Below are 15616 nucleotides of genomic sequence, written 5' to 3' on the forward strand. Positions count from 1 at the left end.
ACCTTGCATTGCCGCCCCCAAGACAAGCCAGCCCCATGAGCGTGCCTCGCCCCCCCAGCCAGCTCTCGCTGAACGTCAACCGCACCGAACGATCGGTCTGCGCCGACCCGGCCACGCCGCTGCTCTATGTCCTGCGCAACGACCTGGAATGCAACGGGCCGAAGTACGGCTGCGGGCTCGGTCAGTGCGGGGCCTGCACGGTGCTGATCGACGGCGTCGCGGCGCGTTCGTGCGTGGTGCCGGTCAGGGCCGCGGTCGGGCATGTGGTGACGACGCTGGAAGGGCTTGCGCGGGGCGAGCGGCTGGACCCGGTGCAGCAAGCCTTTATCGAGGAACAGGCGGCCCAGTGCGGCTACTGCCTGAACGGCATGATCATGACCGCCAAGGCCTTGCTGTCGATGCATCCCGATCCCACCGACGAGCAGATCCGCGAAGCGCTGCGCTTCAACCTGTGCCGCTGCGGCACGCATGTCGAGATCGTGCGCGCGGTCAAGCGCGCCGCGGTATTGCTGGGGCAGGCCGGCCAACAGGCGGAGCCGCGATGAACGATCTGGCACGGGTGGCCGGCGGCGGCGATATCGCCCACGGAGCGGACGGGACGATGCTGATCCCACCGCCCGCGCGCGAACGCTGCTTGTTTGGCGAAGTCGTGCGGCCCCGTCATCCGCATGCCGCGACGCTGCGCCGCTTCGACGCCGAGGCCGCACGCGCGGTGCCCGATGTGGTCGCGGTGGTCGCGCGCGCCAACTTCCTCGCCGTGGTGGCACGCTCGCCCGCGCAGGCGGCAGCCGGTGCGGCAGCGTTGCGCCCGGTATGGTCGGAGGCCGGGGGCCGTACCGAGCAGCGTGTTCCGCGCCGGCGCCGGGTGGTCGCCTCGCACGGCGACGCAGCGTCGGCGCTGGCGGCCGCATCCATGCAACTCGAACAGGACTACCGCTGGCCGCTGGCCGGCATCGCCCCGCCTGCCGCCACCGCGATCGCGGATTGGCGAGACGGCGAACTGCGGGTCTGGCTTCCGGATAGCCGTCCCGGTGCGCTGCGCGCCGAGCTGGCGAAGCTGCTCGGGATTGCCGAGACCGCGGTCGCGCTGATCTGCTGGCACGACGGCGCCGATATGGCCGATATGGCCGCCATGGCCGCCATGGCCGACATGGCCGACATGGCCGACGTGAGCGGTGCGGCCGCCCGGGCAAGCGTGTCCCATCATGCCGCCGCCGATGCCGCGCTGCTGGCGCAGGCGGTCGGCGGACCGGTGCGGGTTCGCTTCGATGCGGCGGCGTTCGACGATGCCACGGGATGGATCACGACCCGCATCGCAAGTGCGACGACCGGCGGCGAGCCCGATGGCGAGGCCGCCGCGATTTCCGCCTACCAGGTCACAGCCACGGCAATGCCTGTCCAGGCTCGGCCGCTGGCATCGATCCAGACCGGTACGCCGTCCGCGGTCTCGGATGTCGGCGGCAGCGATGACGCCGGACTGGTGCCGCCGTATCGGATCGACCATCTCGAAGCGGTGTCGGCCGACATGGCGCCCACGGCAGCCGCCATCGCGATCAACCCATTGGCGGGCGCCGTCGCTCAGGTGTTTGCACGCGAATCGCATCTGGACGAGGCCGCCGCGCTGGCCGGCGTCGATCCGGTTGCGCTGCGCCTGAATCATCTGCAGGACGAGCGGGGCGCGGCGCTGGTTCGGCAGGTGGCGCGGCAGGCCGGATGGCAGGCGCCTGCACAGCGCTCTGTGTCCCGCGCCGCGTCGGGCGATGCGTCGGCGGGCGTTCGCCGCGGGCGCGGCTTCGCCTACGCCAGCGTGGTCGATGCCGATGGCGCGCAGCCAACGCACAGCTGGGCCGCCTGGGTCGCCGACGTCGAGGTAGACGCGTTCAGCGGCGAAGTCAGCGTGACACGGGTCACGCTCGGTCACGACAGCGCGGTGTCCACGTCCACACCTTCGCCGTCGTCCTTGCCTTCACCTTCACCCGGCCGAACGCAGGCCGCTGCGCCGGCGCTGGAACACGATATCGCCGAAGCGACCCGGCAATTGACGGCACAGGCGCCGTCGTTCGATCGCTGGGCGACGGCCGCCGATGCCGCCACCGCGCTGCCGGCCGCGGTCGGCACGCTCGCTCCCGAGGTCCGCGTCGTCGGCGGCTTGACGACGACCGCGGGTCTGCGCGGAAGCGCCGCCGCGACCCTGCCCGCCGCCGCCGCGATCGCCAATGCGATTTTTGATGCCACCGGCGTGCGCCTGCGCGAGCCGCCGTTCAGCGGCGAACGCGTACGCCTGGCGCTGGCCGGAGAACACACCGAGGACGCGCCCGCCAGGCGCAAGCGCCAATGGCTGATTGCGGCGGGCGCCGCCATCGCCGGACTGTGCGCCACCGTGATGCCATGGCGCTCGGCGATCGCGCCCGTTGCGCCCCCCGAGCCGGGCTTCTATTCGGCCGCGACGATCGAACGCGGCCGGCTGGTGGCGGCGGCCGGCGATTGCGCCGTCTGCCACACCGCGCCCAACGGCGCGAAGAACGCCGGCGGCCTGCCGCTCGAGACGCCGTTCGGCACGATCTACAGCACCAATATCACGCCCGATGTCGACACCGGCATCGGCAACTGGTCGTACGCCGCGTTCGAGCGCGCGATGCGCGAAGGCGTCCATCGCGACGGACGCCGGCTGTACCCCGCCTTCCCCTATACCGCCTTCGCCAAGATCAGCGAGGGCGATATGCGCGCGCTGTACGCGTACCTGATGTCGGCCGAGCCGGTGCATGCGCCGGCGCCGAAGACCGAGCTGGCGTTCCCCTTCAATCTGCGGCCACTGATGGCCGGCTGGAATCTGCTGTTCCATCGCAACGAGCCCTTCCAGCCTGACCCGTCGCGCTCGGTGCAATGGAACCGCGGTGCGTATCTGGCCGAAGGGCTGGGACATTGCAGCGCCTGCCATTCGCCGCGCAATGCCTTCGGCGCGGAGAAGGGCGGCCGCGCCTACCTGACCGGCGGCGAGGCCGAAGGCTGGGAAGCGCCGGCCTTGACCTCGCTGTCGCGCGCGCCGATTCCCTGGACCGAAGAAGACCTGTTCCAGTACTTGCGCACGGGGTACTCGTCGCGCCATGGCGCCGCCGCCGGACCGATGGCGCCGGTCGTCGAAGAGCTGGCGCAATTACCGGAGAGCGACGTCCGCGCGATTGCGCACTACGTCGCCTCGTTCAACGCGCCGCCGCCCGATGCCGCCACGCTCGACCGGCAGGCACGGGTCCTCGAGCAGCGCAGCGCGACGCTGGCCCGCACCATGACCGGTCCCGCCGACCGGCTCTACCAGAGCGCCTGCGCGGTCTGCCATCAATCCGATCAGGGCGTGCCGATGTTCGGCGCCAAGCCGTCGCTCGCGCTGAACACCAATCTGCATGGCGACAAGCCGGACAACGTGATTCAGGCCGTGCTCAAGGGCATTCCGGCGCCTTCATCGAATGCGCTGGGCGATATGCCGAGCTTTGCCGACAGCTTCGACGACCGGCAGGTCGCCGAACTGGTGCATTACCTGCGCGCCCGTTTTGCGCCGGACAAGCCGGCCTGGCAGGGCGTGGACGAGGCGGTGGCGCGAATACGCGGCAGCGCGTCCACCGGCGCGAAGGTCGTACATGGCGCCAATGGCGCCAATGGCGCGCATCACGGGCAATAAGGTCGAACAGCCCACGAGATCGAAGAGGTCGCCGCCGCTACTCACAACCGCACCACTGCTTCACAACGCATTCCCGATCACGATGCAGCACGCACTGCATCGGAACCCAGTCACGCCGAACCCGCACCTTGCGTCATCGACGCCGAGGCGGGGACGGTGTTGGCGCCAGCACCCAAAGGTAGACCAAGCAAGGAGCGAAGATGTCGTATCAGTACCCTCAAGGAACGGCCGGCGTGCTGGCCCCGACGACGGAACCGGATGTCTACCGCAAGGTGACATGGCGCCTGATTCCGTTCTTCTGTCTGTGCTATCTGGCCGCTTATCTGGACCGCATCAATGTCGGGCTGGCGAAGCTGCAGATGCTGGACGACCTGAAGTTCAGCGAGACGGTCTACGGCCTGGGCGCCGGGCTGTTCTTCGTCGGCTATATCCTGTTCGAAGTGCCGAGCAACCTGGTGCTGCAGAAGGTCGGCGCGCGTATCTGGATCGCCCGCATCATGGTGACGTGGGGCCTGCTGTCCGGGGCCACCATGTTCGTCACCACGCCCACGCAGTTCTATATCGTGCGCTTCCTGCTCGGCGCGGCCGAAGCGGGCTTTCTGCCCGGCGTGCTGCTGTACCTGACCTACTGGTATCCGACCCATCGCCGCAGCAAGATCATCGCGCTGTTCATGATCGGGCTGCCGCTGGCCAGCATGATCGGCAGTCCGATCTCGGGCTGGATCATGACGGCGTTTGCCGGCGTCTACGGCTATGCCGGCTGGCAATGGCTGTTCTTCCTCGAGGCGCTGCCCTCGGTGCTGCTCGGCGTGATGGTGTTCTTCTATCTGCCGAACAACATCGACTCGGCCAAATGGCTCGATGCGGGCGAGAAACGCACGCTGCAACGCAATCTCGAAGCCGACGTGCTCGTCGAGAACCAGCATTCGCTGAAGGCGGCCTTCACCGACCGCCGCGTCTGGATGCTGGGCGTGATCGACATGTGCCTGCTGATGGGAACGTATTCGATCGGCTTCTGGATGCCGACCATCATCCGCGATTCGGGCGTCGCCAGCCCGCTGCATATCGGCCTGCTGACCGCGATTCCGCATGCCGTGGCGGTGGTGGCCATGCTGATCAACGGCGCGCATTCGGACCGCACCCGCGAACGCCGCTGGCATATCGTCGTGCCGGTGCTGTTCGGCGCCTTCGGGCTGGTCGCCAGTACCTTCGTCACCGGCCATACCGGCGCCACACTGGCGCTGCTGACGCTGGCCAACGTCGGCATCGTGGCGACGTTCCCGGTGTTCTGGTGCCTGCCGTCGACCTTCCTGAGCGGCACCGCGGCGGCCGCGGGTATTGCGCTGGCCTGCTCGATCGCCAACCTGGGCGGGTTTGCGGCGACGTACCTGCTGGGCTGGATGAAGGACACCTTCAACAGCCCCAGCGCCGGCCTGATCCTGTTCGCCGTCTGCCTGCTGGGAAGCTGCCTTCTGGTGCTGGCGATGCCGGCGAAGACGGTCAACCGATAGCGGCAAGGGCGGGGCGGCATACGGCCACTGCGGCGGCCGCTGCGGTGATCGGACGGCGGAGGCGATATACAGTCGCCCGGCAGCCGCCGTACAATAGGCGCTCCAACTGCCCGTATCCGACCCCATCATGCCGCGAGCGAAAGCCGTCCGCCTCGACACCGACAGCCCCGCCGAACCGCTGGACGACGGCAAGGCCGCGTCCGGCATCCAGGTCGACGAGATCGCCGAGCGCATCCTGGTCGCGATCTGGGAGCACCGGCTGCCGCCCGGCACCAAGCTGGTCGAGGAGAAACTGGCCACTGTGTTTGGCGTCAGCCGGACCAAGGTGCGGCTGGCCTTTACCAAGCTCGCACACGAGGGCGTGGTGACGGTGTATCCGAACCGCGGCACCTTCGTCTCCAGCCCGAGCGTGCAGGAGGCCCGCCAGGTCCTGCATGCGCGGCGGCTGATCGAGCCCGAGCTCGCGCGCGACCTCGCGGCCGGCATGACGCGCGAGCGCCTGCGGCCGCTGCGCGCGATCACGCGCGACGAAGCGCAGGCGCGGCGCAAGAACGACCGGCGCACGATCATCCGGCTGTCCGGCGAATTCCATGCGCGGCTTGCCGATTTGTCGGAGAACCAGTACCTGGCCAGGTATCTGCGGGAGCTGTGCTCGCTGACCTGCCTGATCATCGCGCTGTACGACGCGCCGGGCGTGCCGTCCTGCCCGCATCACGAACACGACGACATTCTCGATGCGCTCGAAGCGGGAGACGGCGAGCGCGCGGCCACGCTGATGACCGAGCATCTGGCGCATGTCGAGAGCACCTTGCACCTGGACGCGCCGGCCGACGAAGAGGTCGACCTGGAGGCGGTGTTCGCCTCCGTGTAGCAAGGCGCCAACGCGCCGGGTCATCGGAGCACCGATGTGCGGACTGACCTGCGGTCTGGGGTGCGGACCGACGTGCGGGCTGCCGACAACGACTGGCGAACGATGGGCTAACGATGCTCGATACGCGCCGCTAGCGCATCGGGCAGACCCAACGTGGACTTGGCATCGGGCCGGCGGAACGTGCCGGCGGTCGCCTTGCGCGTGTTCAGCGCGACCAGCCCCTCGGCCTGCTTGACGGCGGCCGCCATCTGGTCGACCACGGGCACCGGGATGCGGTCGCGCACCCGCGCCGCCAGCCCGGCCAACGGCGCACCGGCAAGGATCACCACATCGGCCTCGTCCTCGGTGACGGCGCGGTTGGCCAGCGCCACCAGCAACGCCTCCTTCTCGTCCTGCACATCCGATACCGACGCAAACGCGTCGTCGAGCATGCGGATGCCGGCCAGCCGGCCGCGCAGTCCGTGCATGTCGACGCATTCCTCGTACCACGGGCCCAGCGCGCGGGCGAAGGTGACGATGGCAAAGCGCCGTCCCAGCATGCAGGCACTGAGCATTGCGGCCTCGGCCATGCCGACGACCGGCAGGTCGAACAGTTCGCGCGCGCCCAGCAGGCCCGGATCGCCGAAGGCGGCGATGATCGCCGCATCGACGTTCGCATGGTGTTCGGCCAGCATCTCCAGCGCGATGGCGCCGCCGATCTGCGCCTCGGCACGGGTGGCGATATAGGGCACGCCGCGTGGCGCGGTCAGCGGCACCAGCTCGGTACCGGGCGCGGCGGCATCGCTGCCGGCGGCCATCAGCCGCGCCGTGATGCCTTCGCTGGTATTGGGATTCAGGACAAGGATGCGCATGGTGTCTCGGGATGGAGTCGCGGGTTCGTCACGTGCGGGGAGCGGCCGTCGCCTCAGCCGGCCGCCAGCAGTTGTTCGACCAGGCGCGCGGCCGCCAGTACGCGCCAGTCGGCGCCGCGCGGGCCGGCGATCTGCAAGCCGACCGGCAGGCCGTCGCGCCCGGTGCCGCATGGCACCGAAATCGCCGGCGCCTGGGCATGGTTGAAGAACGGCGTGAAGACGGCATGCGCCCGCGGTTCGACGGCGACGCCGCCGATCCGCTCGGGACCGAGCCGGTCGTTGGGCCAGGCCACGCACGGCGTGGTCGGGCACAGCAGCAGGTCATGCTCGGTGAAGAACGCCGCCAGGGCCAGGCCGATGCGGCGGCTCGCCTCGCGTGCGCGCGCTACCTCGGCGCCGCTCCACGACAGGCCGCGCTCGATCTGCCGCGCGATGTCCGGATCGAAGCGATCCGGGTCGCTTCGCCAGGCCTCGCCGTAGAGATTGGCCAGGCCGACATGCTGCAGCGGCATCAAGGCCGCCTCGCCGGCCCCTTCCGGCCAGGCCGGATCCTGCCGCGCGATGCGCAGCCCTGCCGCACGCAGGCGTGCCACCGCCGCCTCGAAGGCCTCGGCGACATCGTCGTCGACCGGTGTGTCCAGGCCCAGGCGCGGGCTGACCGCGATGCGAAGCCCCTCCAGCGGCTCGGCCGCAGCGCACTGAAAGCCCATGGAATCGGGATCGCGCGGATCGGGACCGCACAGCGCGCGGAACATCAGGGCAGCATCGTCGACCGTGCGCGTGATCGGCGCCATCACCTGGATGCCCGGAAACGCGTGCGGAAAGCCTGCGGCATCGGGAATGGCGCCGAAGGACGGCTTGAAGCCGACCACCCCCGCGTGCGCGGGCGGGCGCCGACTGGAGCCGCCGCCATCGGTGCCCAGCGCCAGCGGCGCCATGCCGGCGGCCACCGCCACCGCGCAACCGCCCGACGAGCCGCCGGCCGTCAGCGCGGTGTCCTGCGGATGGCGCGTCAGCCCGTAGACCTTGTTGGTGGTCAGGCCCTTGCAGGCGAATTCCGAGGTATTGCCCATGCCCAGCACGATGGCGCCGGCCGCGCGCAGCCGCTCGACCGCGATGGCGTCCTCGGGCGCGACGAAGTGGCGGTACAGCAGCGAGCCCTGGGTCACGCGGCGGCCGCGCACCCACACCACGTCCTTGACAATCACGGGCACGCCGGCGAGCGGCGGCCGTTCGCCGGCGGCCAGGCGGCCGCGCAGTTGCGCGACGTCGGCCTCGACCAGATCGCGGCGCTCCTCGAAGACGGCATTGAGTTCACCGTTGCGCGCGTCGATGCGTGCCTGGAACGCCGACACCACCGCGCCGGGATCGAGCTCGCCGGCGTTGACCTGGGCCGCGATGCCAGAGGCGTTCGGGTACGGCGGCGCGGCATCGCGGTCATGGCCGCTGTCCTGCCGACTGCGATTCGGATGGGACATCAAAGGCTTCCTCCCGAAGTCCGGTAACGCGGCTTTGCCATCTCCGGCAGCGCGCACGGCAGGAATTCGCCGTGTCCCGCCGTCGCCTGCATCTTGCCCTCGTGCGCGACGACCTTGCCGCGCACCAGCGTCGTGACCGGCCAGCCCTTGACGCGCGTGCCTTCGTACGGCGTGTAGTCGACCGCGTGATGCAGGTCGGCGTTGCGGATGACCACCTCGCGCTGCGGGTCCCAGATCGCCAGATCGGCGTCCGCGCCGATCGCGATGGTGCCCTTGCGCGGATGCAGTCCGTAGAGCTTGGCGGGGTTGGTCGACGTCAACGCGACAAACTGGTTCAGCGAAATGCGCCCGCCGCCGACGCCCTCGGAGAACAGCAGCGGCAGCCGCGTCTCCAGCCCGGGGATGCCATTCGGAATATAGCGGAACGGCACCTCCTGCCCGCCCGGCTGCTTGCCTTGCGGATCGTCGTAGCGGAACGGCGCATGGTCCGACGAGAAGATCGTGAACAGGCCATCGGCCAGGCCGTCCCAGATCACCTCCTGGTTGGCGCGGTCGCGCGGCGGCGGGCTGCAGACGCATTTCGCGCCATGGTAGCCGGGCTGGTCGAGGTCCGATGCCGTCAGGAACAGGTACTGCGGGCACGTCTCGGCGAAGATCTTCATGCCGCGCGCGCGGCTCCAGCGGATCTGCTCGACCGCTTCGCGCCCCGACACATGGACGATCAGGATCGGCACATCGACCAGTTCCGAGAAGGTGATGGCGCGGTGCGTCGCCTCGCGCTCGATCGCCATCGGCCGCGCGATGGCATGAAAGCGCGGCGCGGTCTTCTGCTCGGCCTCCAGCCGGTCGGTCAGCCAGGCGATGCAGTCGGAGTTTTCCGCGTGGATCATCACCAGCGCGCCTTCCTGGCGCGCCACCGTCAGCACGTCGAGGATTTCGCGGTCGTTAAGCTTCAGGTCGTCGTAGGTCATGTAGACCTTGAACGACGTGTAGCCCTTGCGGATCAGGGAGGGCAGCTCGTCGCGCAGTACCGTCTCGGTCGGATCGGAGACGATCAGGTGGAAGGCGTAGTCCACCACGGCGCGCCCTTCGGCCCGGCGATGGTAGTCGGCCACGGCAGCACGCAGCGACTCGCCCTTTTCCTGCGCCGCAAACGGAATCACGGTGGTGGTGCCGCCGCACGCGGCCGAGATGGTGCCCGACTCGAAGTCGTCCGCCATCTTCAGGCCGTCGGGCATCGGCTGGTCGAGGTGGCAATGCGCATCGACACCGCCCGGCAGCACCAGCTTGCCGCTCGCATCGATCTCCTCGCGGGCACTGCCGAGGTCGTGGCCGAGCTGCACGATGCGGCCGCCGGCGATCGCGATGTCGCATTGCACGGTGTCGCTGGCGGTCACCACCGTGCCATTGCGGATCAGAAGGTCGAACTGTTTCACGGGTATCTCATTACGGTTGTTGTTCTGGCGCGGCACACGCGGCGCTCGTTCAGCGTGCGGCCTCGTTGCCGAGATCGGACAGGCGGGCCCGTGCGGTCTCGCGTGCCACGCCCGCGGCGACGGCGATCAGCACGCATACCACGGCCAGGTAGATGGCGACCGGCGTGCTGCTGCCGAAGCGGTCCAGCAGGCCGACGGCGATCAGCGGGGCCAGCGCGCCGCCGAACACGCCGGCGAACTGGAAGCCCAGCGAGGCGCCGGTGACCCGCACCTTCGTGGCGAACAGCTCGGGCAGGAACGACGCGAGCGGCGAGAACATGAAGGACACCAGCACCATGCCGATGAACGAGGCCAGCATGATCAGCGCCGGGCTCAGCGTATGCACCAGCGCGAAGAAGCCGAATGCCCACAGCGCGCCGCCGATGCCGCCGATCATCAGCACGGGGCGGCGGCCGATGCGGTCGGCCAGCAGGCCCGCGACGGGGATGAACAGAATCTGCGCGACGGCGCCAAGCAGCACGGCATTGAGCGCGATGCTCTTGGGCAGGCCCAGCTTGGTCGGCACGTAGTACAGCAGGAACAGCGTGAAGACGTAGAAGGCGATATCGCCGCCCAGGCGCGCGCCGAATGCGATCAGCAGCTGCTTCTTGTAGTGACGCAGCACTTCGGCGATCGGCGCGCGCGCTTCGGCGTGCTGCGCTTCGGCCTTCTCGAACACCGCGGACTCGCGCACATTGGCGCGGATGTACATGCCGACGCCGACCAGCAACGCGCTCAGCAGGAAGGGCACACGCCATCCCCAGCTCAGGAACGCCTCTTCCGACACCATCCACGTCACCAGCGCGAAGACGCCGTTGGCCAGCAGCAGCCCGATCGGCGCGGCCAGCTGCACCAGGCTGCCGAGCAGTCCTCTGCGCCTGCCTTCGGGATCGAGCTCGTTGACCATGATGGCCGCGCCGCCCCACTCGCCGCCCAGCGCGAGGCCCTGGATCACCCGCAGCAGCACCAGCAGCAGCGGCGCCAGCATGCCGACGCTACCGTAGGTCGGCAGCAGCCCGATGCCGAAGGTCGCCAGGCCCATCATCAGCAGCGTGACGATCAGCACGGACTTGCGGCCGAACTTGTCGCCGAAGTGGCCGAAGATCGCCGCGCCAAGCGGCCGCGCGACAAATGCGACGCCGTAGCTGGCGAAGGACAGCAGCGTCGCGGTCAGCGGATCGCTCTGCGGGAAGAACAGCTTCGGAAAGACCAGCGCGGCGGCCGATCCGTAGATGAAGTGGTCGTAGAACTCCAGCGTGGTCCCCGCCACGCTGGCGCCCGCGACCCGCGCGACCGACTGGGGACGGTCCTGCGCGGCACGCGCGGTTGCGTCGACACTGACTGCTTGCATGATGCGTTCTCCTCCGGAGGGGGCCGCCTGTCGGCGGTTGGCATGTTGGCGTAGTGGGTGGGACTGCCGCTTCCGCGCCGTCGGCACGGCCCTCGCATGGCGTCTCACTGTCCCGTACAGTAGTCCAATAACCGCCATACAATCAAGACCAAAATTGTTTGACGAAAGTGGTGCATGTGCATGCCGGCTATTGGTGCGGCGCACGGTTTCGGGGCACGGCCGCGGACGTGCAGGCCAAGCGGGGAAAGGGTTTGTGGGGTGGGGTGGGAGATGGCCGCAGCGCAGCGCGGCCGCGTGAGGCCCGCCGTCGACGGACGAGGGGCTAGGGAAAACGAGGGGTCAGCCGGCCGAAGAAAGAGAGGCCTGGCGCAGCCGCGCCAGCGCCAATACCTGCAAGGCGGCACAAGCGATGCCGTCGTAGAGCGGCACGTCGGTATCGCGCAGGTTCACGTAGCCGCACAGCGCGGCGGCGACGGTGACCACCACGCGTGCGCCATGGGCGCGATGCAAGGTGCGCACGGCATCGCGCAGCTTGTCGGCCACGCTAGTGTCGGTCGCCCCGCCGTAGGCCCCCGGCGCTTCGATGCCGATGATGCCGGCCAGGCGGCTGCCCAACCCGTACTGCCGCACGAGGTCGCGATACAGCGGCACCAGGTCGGGACCGACCGTAATCAATCCGACGGGCGCGCCGAGTTGGGAGCCGAGCAGCATGGCCGATTCGGTGACACCGGCGACGGGGATCGTCGCCTGCCGGCGGAGCTCGCCGAGCGCGGTGTCCATCGACACGCCGAGGATCGCCGCGTCGCACCGGTGCAGATGTCTGGCGCCTAGGGCGAGCAGGCCCGGCACCGCCAGCGCGTTGTCGGCCGCGGAACGGATGGCCGCCGGGCCGTCGGGATTGTGGTGCCCGTCGAGCGTGTGACCGGGGCCGATCGCCTCGCGCGCCACCGCGCACATGCGCGCCGTCATCTCGACGCTGGCATTGGGGTTGAGCAGAACGAAGCGCACGATCAGGCCAGCGGGGCGCCGAGCACGTCGGCCAGATCGATGTCGGTCGTCGGCGCCATATGCGCCAGCACGCGCGCCTGGACGTCGGCCAGATGGCTGCTCATCGTCGCAATCGCCGCGGCCACGTCGCCTTTGTCGAGCGCGGCGACGATGCGGCGGTGCTCGTCCGGCGCGCAATGGCTCTCGTCCCGCGCCTCGTAGAGCGCGACGAACAGTTGTGTGCGAGCGATCAATTGCTCGAGATAGCGCAGCAGCGAGTCGTTGCCCACCAGTTCGGCCAGTTTCAGGTGGAACTCGCCGGCCAGGCGCACCGACGTTTCGCGGTCCTGCGCCCGGCATGCCGCCTCTTCGGCCTCCACATGGGACTTGAGCCGTGCCAGAGCACCACGGCCACCGCGCTGGGTCAGGCGCATGGCCAGCGCGGCAACGAGCCCCGCCTCGACGATGGCGCGCGCGCCATAGATGTCCGCCACGTCTTCCGGCGACGGCTGCGGTACGAAGGCGCCGCGATTCTGCAGCAGTTCGAGCTTGCCTTCCTGCCCCAGTCGAGCCAGCACCTTTCGCACCGCGCCGCGCGTGGTGCCAAACAGTTCCGCGAGATTGCGCTCCCGCAACGGCATGCCGGGGCGCAGCTTGCCGGCCATCAATGCGCTGGCAATCGATTGATAGAGGCGTTGCTCGATGTCGGGCGAAGGGTCGGTACTCATCCGTGGGACGTGCGCGAGCGGCCGGCGTGGCGGACCGATGGCCGAATTATTCTTGCGTTCCGGGTTATCGTCAACCAGAATGGTTAACCAAATTGCACCAAAATTGTTGTGCGGTAATGGTGCATGCGGTGCACCATCGGTGCGCCATGAATGCGCCATCAACAGGCGCCCGCACCAGAAGCGACCGTGATCCCTTCGAAACGAGACCCATCCATGACGACCGAATTCCTGCAGTCACCGCCCGTGTTCGACCTTGTATTCACCGGCGCCACATTGCTCGGTACCGCGGCCGGTGCCGACGTCGCGCAGCGCGACATGACGCTTGCCGTTCGCGACGGCTCGATCGCCTATATCGGCAACGCGCTGCCCGAAGGCGCCCAGGTCCGGCGCGTCGTCGACGCGACCGGCAAGGTGCTGATCCCGGGGCTCGTCAACGTCCATACGCACGCGATCCTGTCGATGGTGCGCGGCGTGGCCGCCGACGCGGGCTTCGCGCCGTCCTATACGCCGGGAATTCCGAAGGGCACGCAGGTCAATCCGGAGCAGGCCCGCGCGCTGGCGCGGCTCGGCGCGCTCGAGGCGATGCTGTTCGGTTCCACGCTGATCGGCGACAACTTCGTGCACGCCGACGTGACCACCGAGGCCATGGCCGAACTCGGCGTGCGGCTCGCGCCGAGCTGGCGCATCCACGATGTCGATTTCGCGCAGGTCGCCGAAGGCCGCTGGCACTACGACGCGGCGATCGGATCCCGCACGCTGCAGGCGGCCCTGGACCTGGCGGCCCGCTGGCAGGGAAACGATCGCGTCCAGGTCCAGCTCGCCGCTCACGCCGTCGACACCTGTTCCGACGGCTTCCTGCGCGAGATCGCCGCGCTGGCACAGCAGCGCGACATGCGGGTGAACATGCACCTCGGCCAGAGCGTCGTGGAAGTCGAGCGGGTGAAGGCACGCACCGGGCGCACTTCAACCCAAGTGTTGGACGAGACCGGACTGCTGACGCCGCGCCTGATGGGCGGCCATTGCATCTATGTGACGGCAGACGACATCGAGAGGCTCGCGCGGGCGGGCGCACATGTGGTCCACATCCCCAAGTGCAATGCGACCTCCGGCCGCCTTGCACCGACGCCCGACATCAAGCGCGCCGGCATCAATATCGCGCTGGCAACCGATACGCAGCATGCGGACATGATCGAGTTGATGCGCTGGGCCCTGGTCACGGCGCGCGTGCAGCGTGGCGGCGTCGATGACGATTGGCAGCCGCGCCATGTGTTCGAGATGGCGACCATGGGCGGCGCGCGTGCGCTCGGGCTGGCGGACCGCATCGGCACGCTGGAGGTCGGCAAGCGCGCGGACCTCGTGATGCTGGATTTCGCGCGGCCGCATCTGGTCCCGCTGGTCAATCCGCTCGGCAACCTGGTTCACAACGGCCAGGGCAGGGATGTCCGGATGGTCGTCGTCGATGGCGAGGTGCTGGTGAACGATGGCGTGCCGACGCGCGTGGATCTCGACGAGGTATGCCGTGAGGCCGAGCATGCCTGTCGCGCGCTGTGGCAGGGAGTCGGTCGCGAATACTGGAAACCGGCGGCATGACGCCGCTGCGCTGTCGCGTCGTGCCGTGATGCAGCCATCGATGGCACGGCGCTTGCAAACGAGCCGGGGCGTTCCTTCCTTCCATCGCAACAGGTGACCCTATGACGCTGCACGCTTTGTTGAGCCGATGCCTTCTTCCCTGCGCCGCCCTGCTGACAGTCGGCACGGCTTCCACCAACGCCGTGGCCGCGGCATCGGCCGCCAGCTTTCCGGACAAGCCGGTACGCATCGTGGTGCCATTCCCGCCCGGCGGTGCGGCCGATACCTTCGGCCGCGTCCTCGCGGACAAGCTCGGCGCGGCGTGGAAGCAGCCGGTGCTGGTCGAGAACAAGCCGGGTGCCGGCGGCCGGATTGCCACCGAGTACGTGGCCAAGGTACCTGCGGACGGACACACGCTGCTGCTGGTGACGGTGGGCCATGCGGTCAATCCCAGCCTCTATCCGAAGCTGCGCTATGACACCGAGCGCGATTTCACGCCGGTGGCAATGGTCGCCACGCTGCCCAGCGTGCTGGCCGTCAATCCGGCAGTGCAGGCGCGCTCCGTGACGGAGCTGGTCGCACTCGCGCGGCGCGCCGGCGGCAAGATGACCTATGCCTCCTCGGGCAGCGGCTCGACCAGCCATATTGGCGGCGCGCAGTTTGCCAGCCTGGCCGACGTCGCTCTGACCCACGTGCCCTACAAGGGCGCTGCGCCGGCGCTGACGGATCTGGTCGGTGGCCAGGTGGACATGATGATCGACCCGGTCGTCTCGTCGGTCGGCTATATCAAGAGCGGAAAGCTGCGGGCCCTTGCCGTGACCACGCCGCGCCGCTCGCCCCTGCTGCCCGACGTGCCGACGATGGCCGAGGCCGGCCTGCCCGCCTACCAGTTCGCACCCTGGTTCATGATGATCGCGCCGTCGGGCGTACCACGCGAGATCGTGCAGAAGCTAAACCAGGACATCGCCGCGGTACTTGCGAGCGCCGACGTGCGCAGCCGCTTCGAGGCGCTGGGCGCCGAGCCGGCCACCGGGTCGCCTCCGGAAGCGGCGGCCTTCCTGCGCGGCGAGCTGGACCGGTACGCGAAGCTGGTGCGCAGCGGCAAGCTGCAGGCGGAATGAC

At 69.1% G+C, this 15616-nt stretch carries 12 protein-coding genes; 6 read left to right on the forward strand and 6 right to left on the reverse strand.

The features are described from left to right. Positions 1–35 precede the first annotated feature (35 nt). From F1599_RS23790 to F1599_RS23805, 4 genes are all read left to right on the forward strand, one after another. The gene (locus F1599_RS23790; protein ID WP_150084746.1) at positions 36–545 is read left to right on the forward strand and encodes a (2Fe-2S)-binding protein; all 510 of its coding nucleotides are present in this window, start codon (positions 36–38) and stop codon (positions 543–545) included. Then, entirely contained in the window at positions 542–3673 is a 3132-nt protein-coding gene (locus tag F1599_RS23795; RefSeq protein WP_150084747.1) for a cytochrome c, read from the forward strand. Before F1599_RS23790 ends, F1599_RS23795 begins: the two co-directional genes overlap by 4 nt. A gap of 200 nt (positions 3674–3873) precedes the next feature. Then, positions 3874–5184 carry an MFS transporter gene (locus tag F1599_RS23800; RefSeq protein WP_149318532.1) on the forward strand — a complete coding sequence of 437 codons (1311 nt, stop codon included), beginning with the start codon at positions 3874–3876 and terminating at the stop codon, positions 5182–5184. 127 nt (positions 5185–5311) lie between these two features. Then, positions 5312–6055: a GntR family transcriptional regulator gene (locus tag F1599_RS23805; RefSeq protein ID WP_149318531.1), complete on the forward strand. Its 744-nt coding sequence runs from the start codon at positions 5312–5314 to the stop codon at positions 6053–6055. A gap of 107 nt (positions 6056–6162) precedes the next feature. Here the strand turns inward: F1599_RS23805 and F1599_RS23810 are convergent, their stop codons facing one another. The 6 genes from F1599_RS23810 to F1599_RS23835 all read right to left on the reverse strand — a co-directional run bounded on the left by F1599_RS23810 (position 6163) and on the right by F1599_RS23835 (position 13084). Further along, positions 6163–6906: an aspartate/glutamate racemase family protein gene (locus F1599_RS23810; protein WP_150084748.1), complete on the reverse strand. Its 744-nt coding sequence runs from the start codon at positions 6904–6906 to the stop codon at positions 6163–6165. Between the two features lie 53 nt (positions 6907–6959). Further along, the gene (locus F1599_RS23815) at positions 6960–8384 is read right to left on the reverse strand and encodes an amidase (RefSeq protein ID WP_150084749.1); all 1425 of its coding nucleotides are present in this window, start codon (positions 8382–8384) and stop codon (positions 6960–6962) included. After that, complete coding sequence (gene hydA / locus F1599_RS23820; RefSeq protein ID WP_150084750.1) at positions 8384–9820, reverse strand: dihydropyrimidinase; 1437 nt, start codon at positions 9818–9820, stop codon at positions 8384–8386. The genes F1599_RS23815 and hydA overlap by 1 nt, the downstream gene beginning before the upstream one ends. A gap of 49 nt (positions 9821–9869) precedes the next feature. Continuing rightward, positions 9870–11210: an MFS transporter gene (locus F1599_RS23825; RefSeq protein ID WP_149318527.1), complete on the reverse strand. Its 1341-nt coding sequence runs from the start codon at positions 11208–11210 to the stop codon at positions 9870–9872. 339 nt (positions 11211–11549) lie between these two features. Further along, positions 11550–12218, reverse strand: coding sequence for an aspartate/glutamate racemase family protein (locus F1599_RS23830; protein WP_149318526.1), 669 nt, complete (start codon positions 12216–12218; stop codon positions 11550–11552). 2 nt (positions 12219–12220) lie between these two features. Then, positions 12221–13084 carry a GntR family transcriptional regulator gene (locus F1599_RS23835; protein ID WP_223819854.1) on the reverse strand — a complete coding sequence of 288 codons (864 nt, stop codon included), beginning with the start codon at positions 13082–13084 and terminating at the stop codon, positions 12221–12223. Between the two features lie 54 nt (positions 13085–13138). Between F1599_RS23835 and F1599_RS23840 the strand changes: the two genes are divergently transcribed. Beyond that, positions 13139–14515: an amidohydrolase family protein gene (locus tag F1599_RS23840; protein ID WP_150084751.1), complete on the forward strand. Its 1377-nt coding sequence runs from the start codon at positions 13139–13141 to the stop codon at positions 14513–14515. A 101-nt stretch (positions 14516–14616) separates the two neighbouring features. Further along, positions 14617–15615 carry a tripartite tricarboxylate transporter substrate binding protein gene (locus F1599_RS23845; RefSeq protein WP_150084752.1) on the forward strand — a complete coding sequence of 333 codons (999 nt, stop codon included), beginning with the start codon at positions 14617–14619 and terminating at the stop codon, positions 15613–15615. Position 15616: the final 1 nt, after the last annotated feature.

Source organism: Cupriavidus cauae (assembly GCF_008632125.1).
In the GTDB taxonomy this organism is placed as follows: domain Bacteria; phylum Pseudomonadota; class Gammaproteobacteria; order Burkholderiales; family Burkholderiaceae; genus Cupriavidus; species Cupriavidus cauae.

What these genes read in the sequence shown, in the direction of transcription:
- F1599_RS23835 (WP_223819854.1), bottom strand. Translation starts at nt 13,084, where the DNA reads ATGGCGCATTCATGGCGCACCGATGGTGCACCGCATGCACCATTACCG.
- F1599_RS23805 (WP_149318531.1), top strand. Translation starts at nt 5,312, where the DNA reads ATGCCGCGAGCGAAAGCCGTCCGCCTCGACACCGACAGCCCCGCCGAA.
- F1599_RS23795 (WP_150084747.1), top strand. Translation starts at nt 542, where the DNA reads ATGAACGATCTGGCACGGGTGGCCGGCGGCGGCGATATCGCCCACGGA.
- F1599_RS23790 (WP_150084746.1), top strand. Translation starts at nt 36, where the DNA reads ATGAGCGTGCCTCGCCCCCCCAGCCAGCTCTCGCTGAACGTCAACCGC.
- F1599_RS23840 (WP_150084751.1), top strand. Translation starts at nt 13,139, where the DNA reads ATGACGACCGAATTCCTGCAGTCACCGCCCGTGTTCGACCTTGTATTC.
- F1599_RS23845 (WP_150084752.1), top strand. Translation starts at nt 14,617, where the DNA reads ATGACGCTGCACGCTTTGTTGAGCCGATGCCTTCTTCCCTGCGCCGCC.
- F1599_RS23810 (WP_150084748.1), bottom strand. Translation starts at nt 6,906, where the DNA reads ATGCGCATCCTTGTCCTGAATCCCAATACCAGCGAAGGCATCACGGCG.
- F1599_RS23825 (WP_149318527.1), bottom strand. Translation starts at nt 11,210, where the DNA reads ATGCAAGCAGTCAGTGTCGACGCAACCGCGCGTGCCGCGCAGGACCGT.
- F1599_RS23800 (WP_149318532.1), top strand. Translation starts at nt 3,874, where the DNA reads ATGTCGTATCAGTACCCTCAAGGAACGGCCGGCGTGCTGGCCCCGACG.
- F1599_RS23815 (WP_150084749.1), bottom strand. Translation starts at nt 8,384, where the DNA reads ATGTCCCATCCGAATCGCAGTCGGCAGGACAGCGGCCATGACCGCGAT.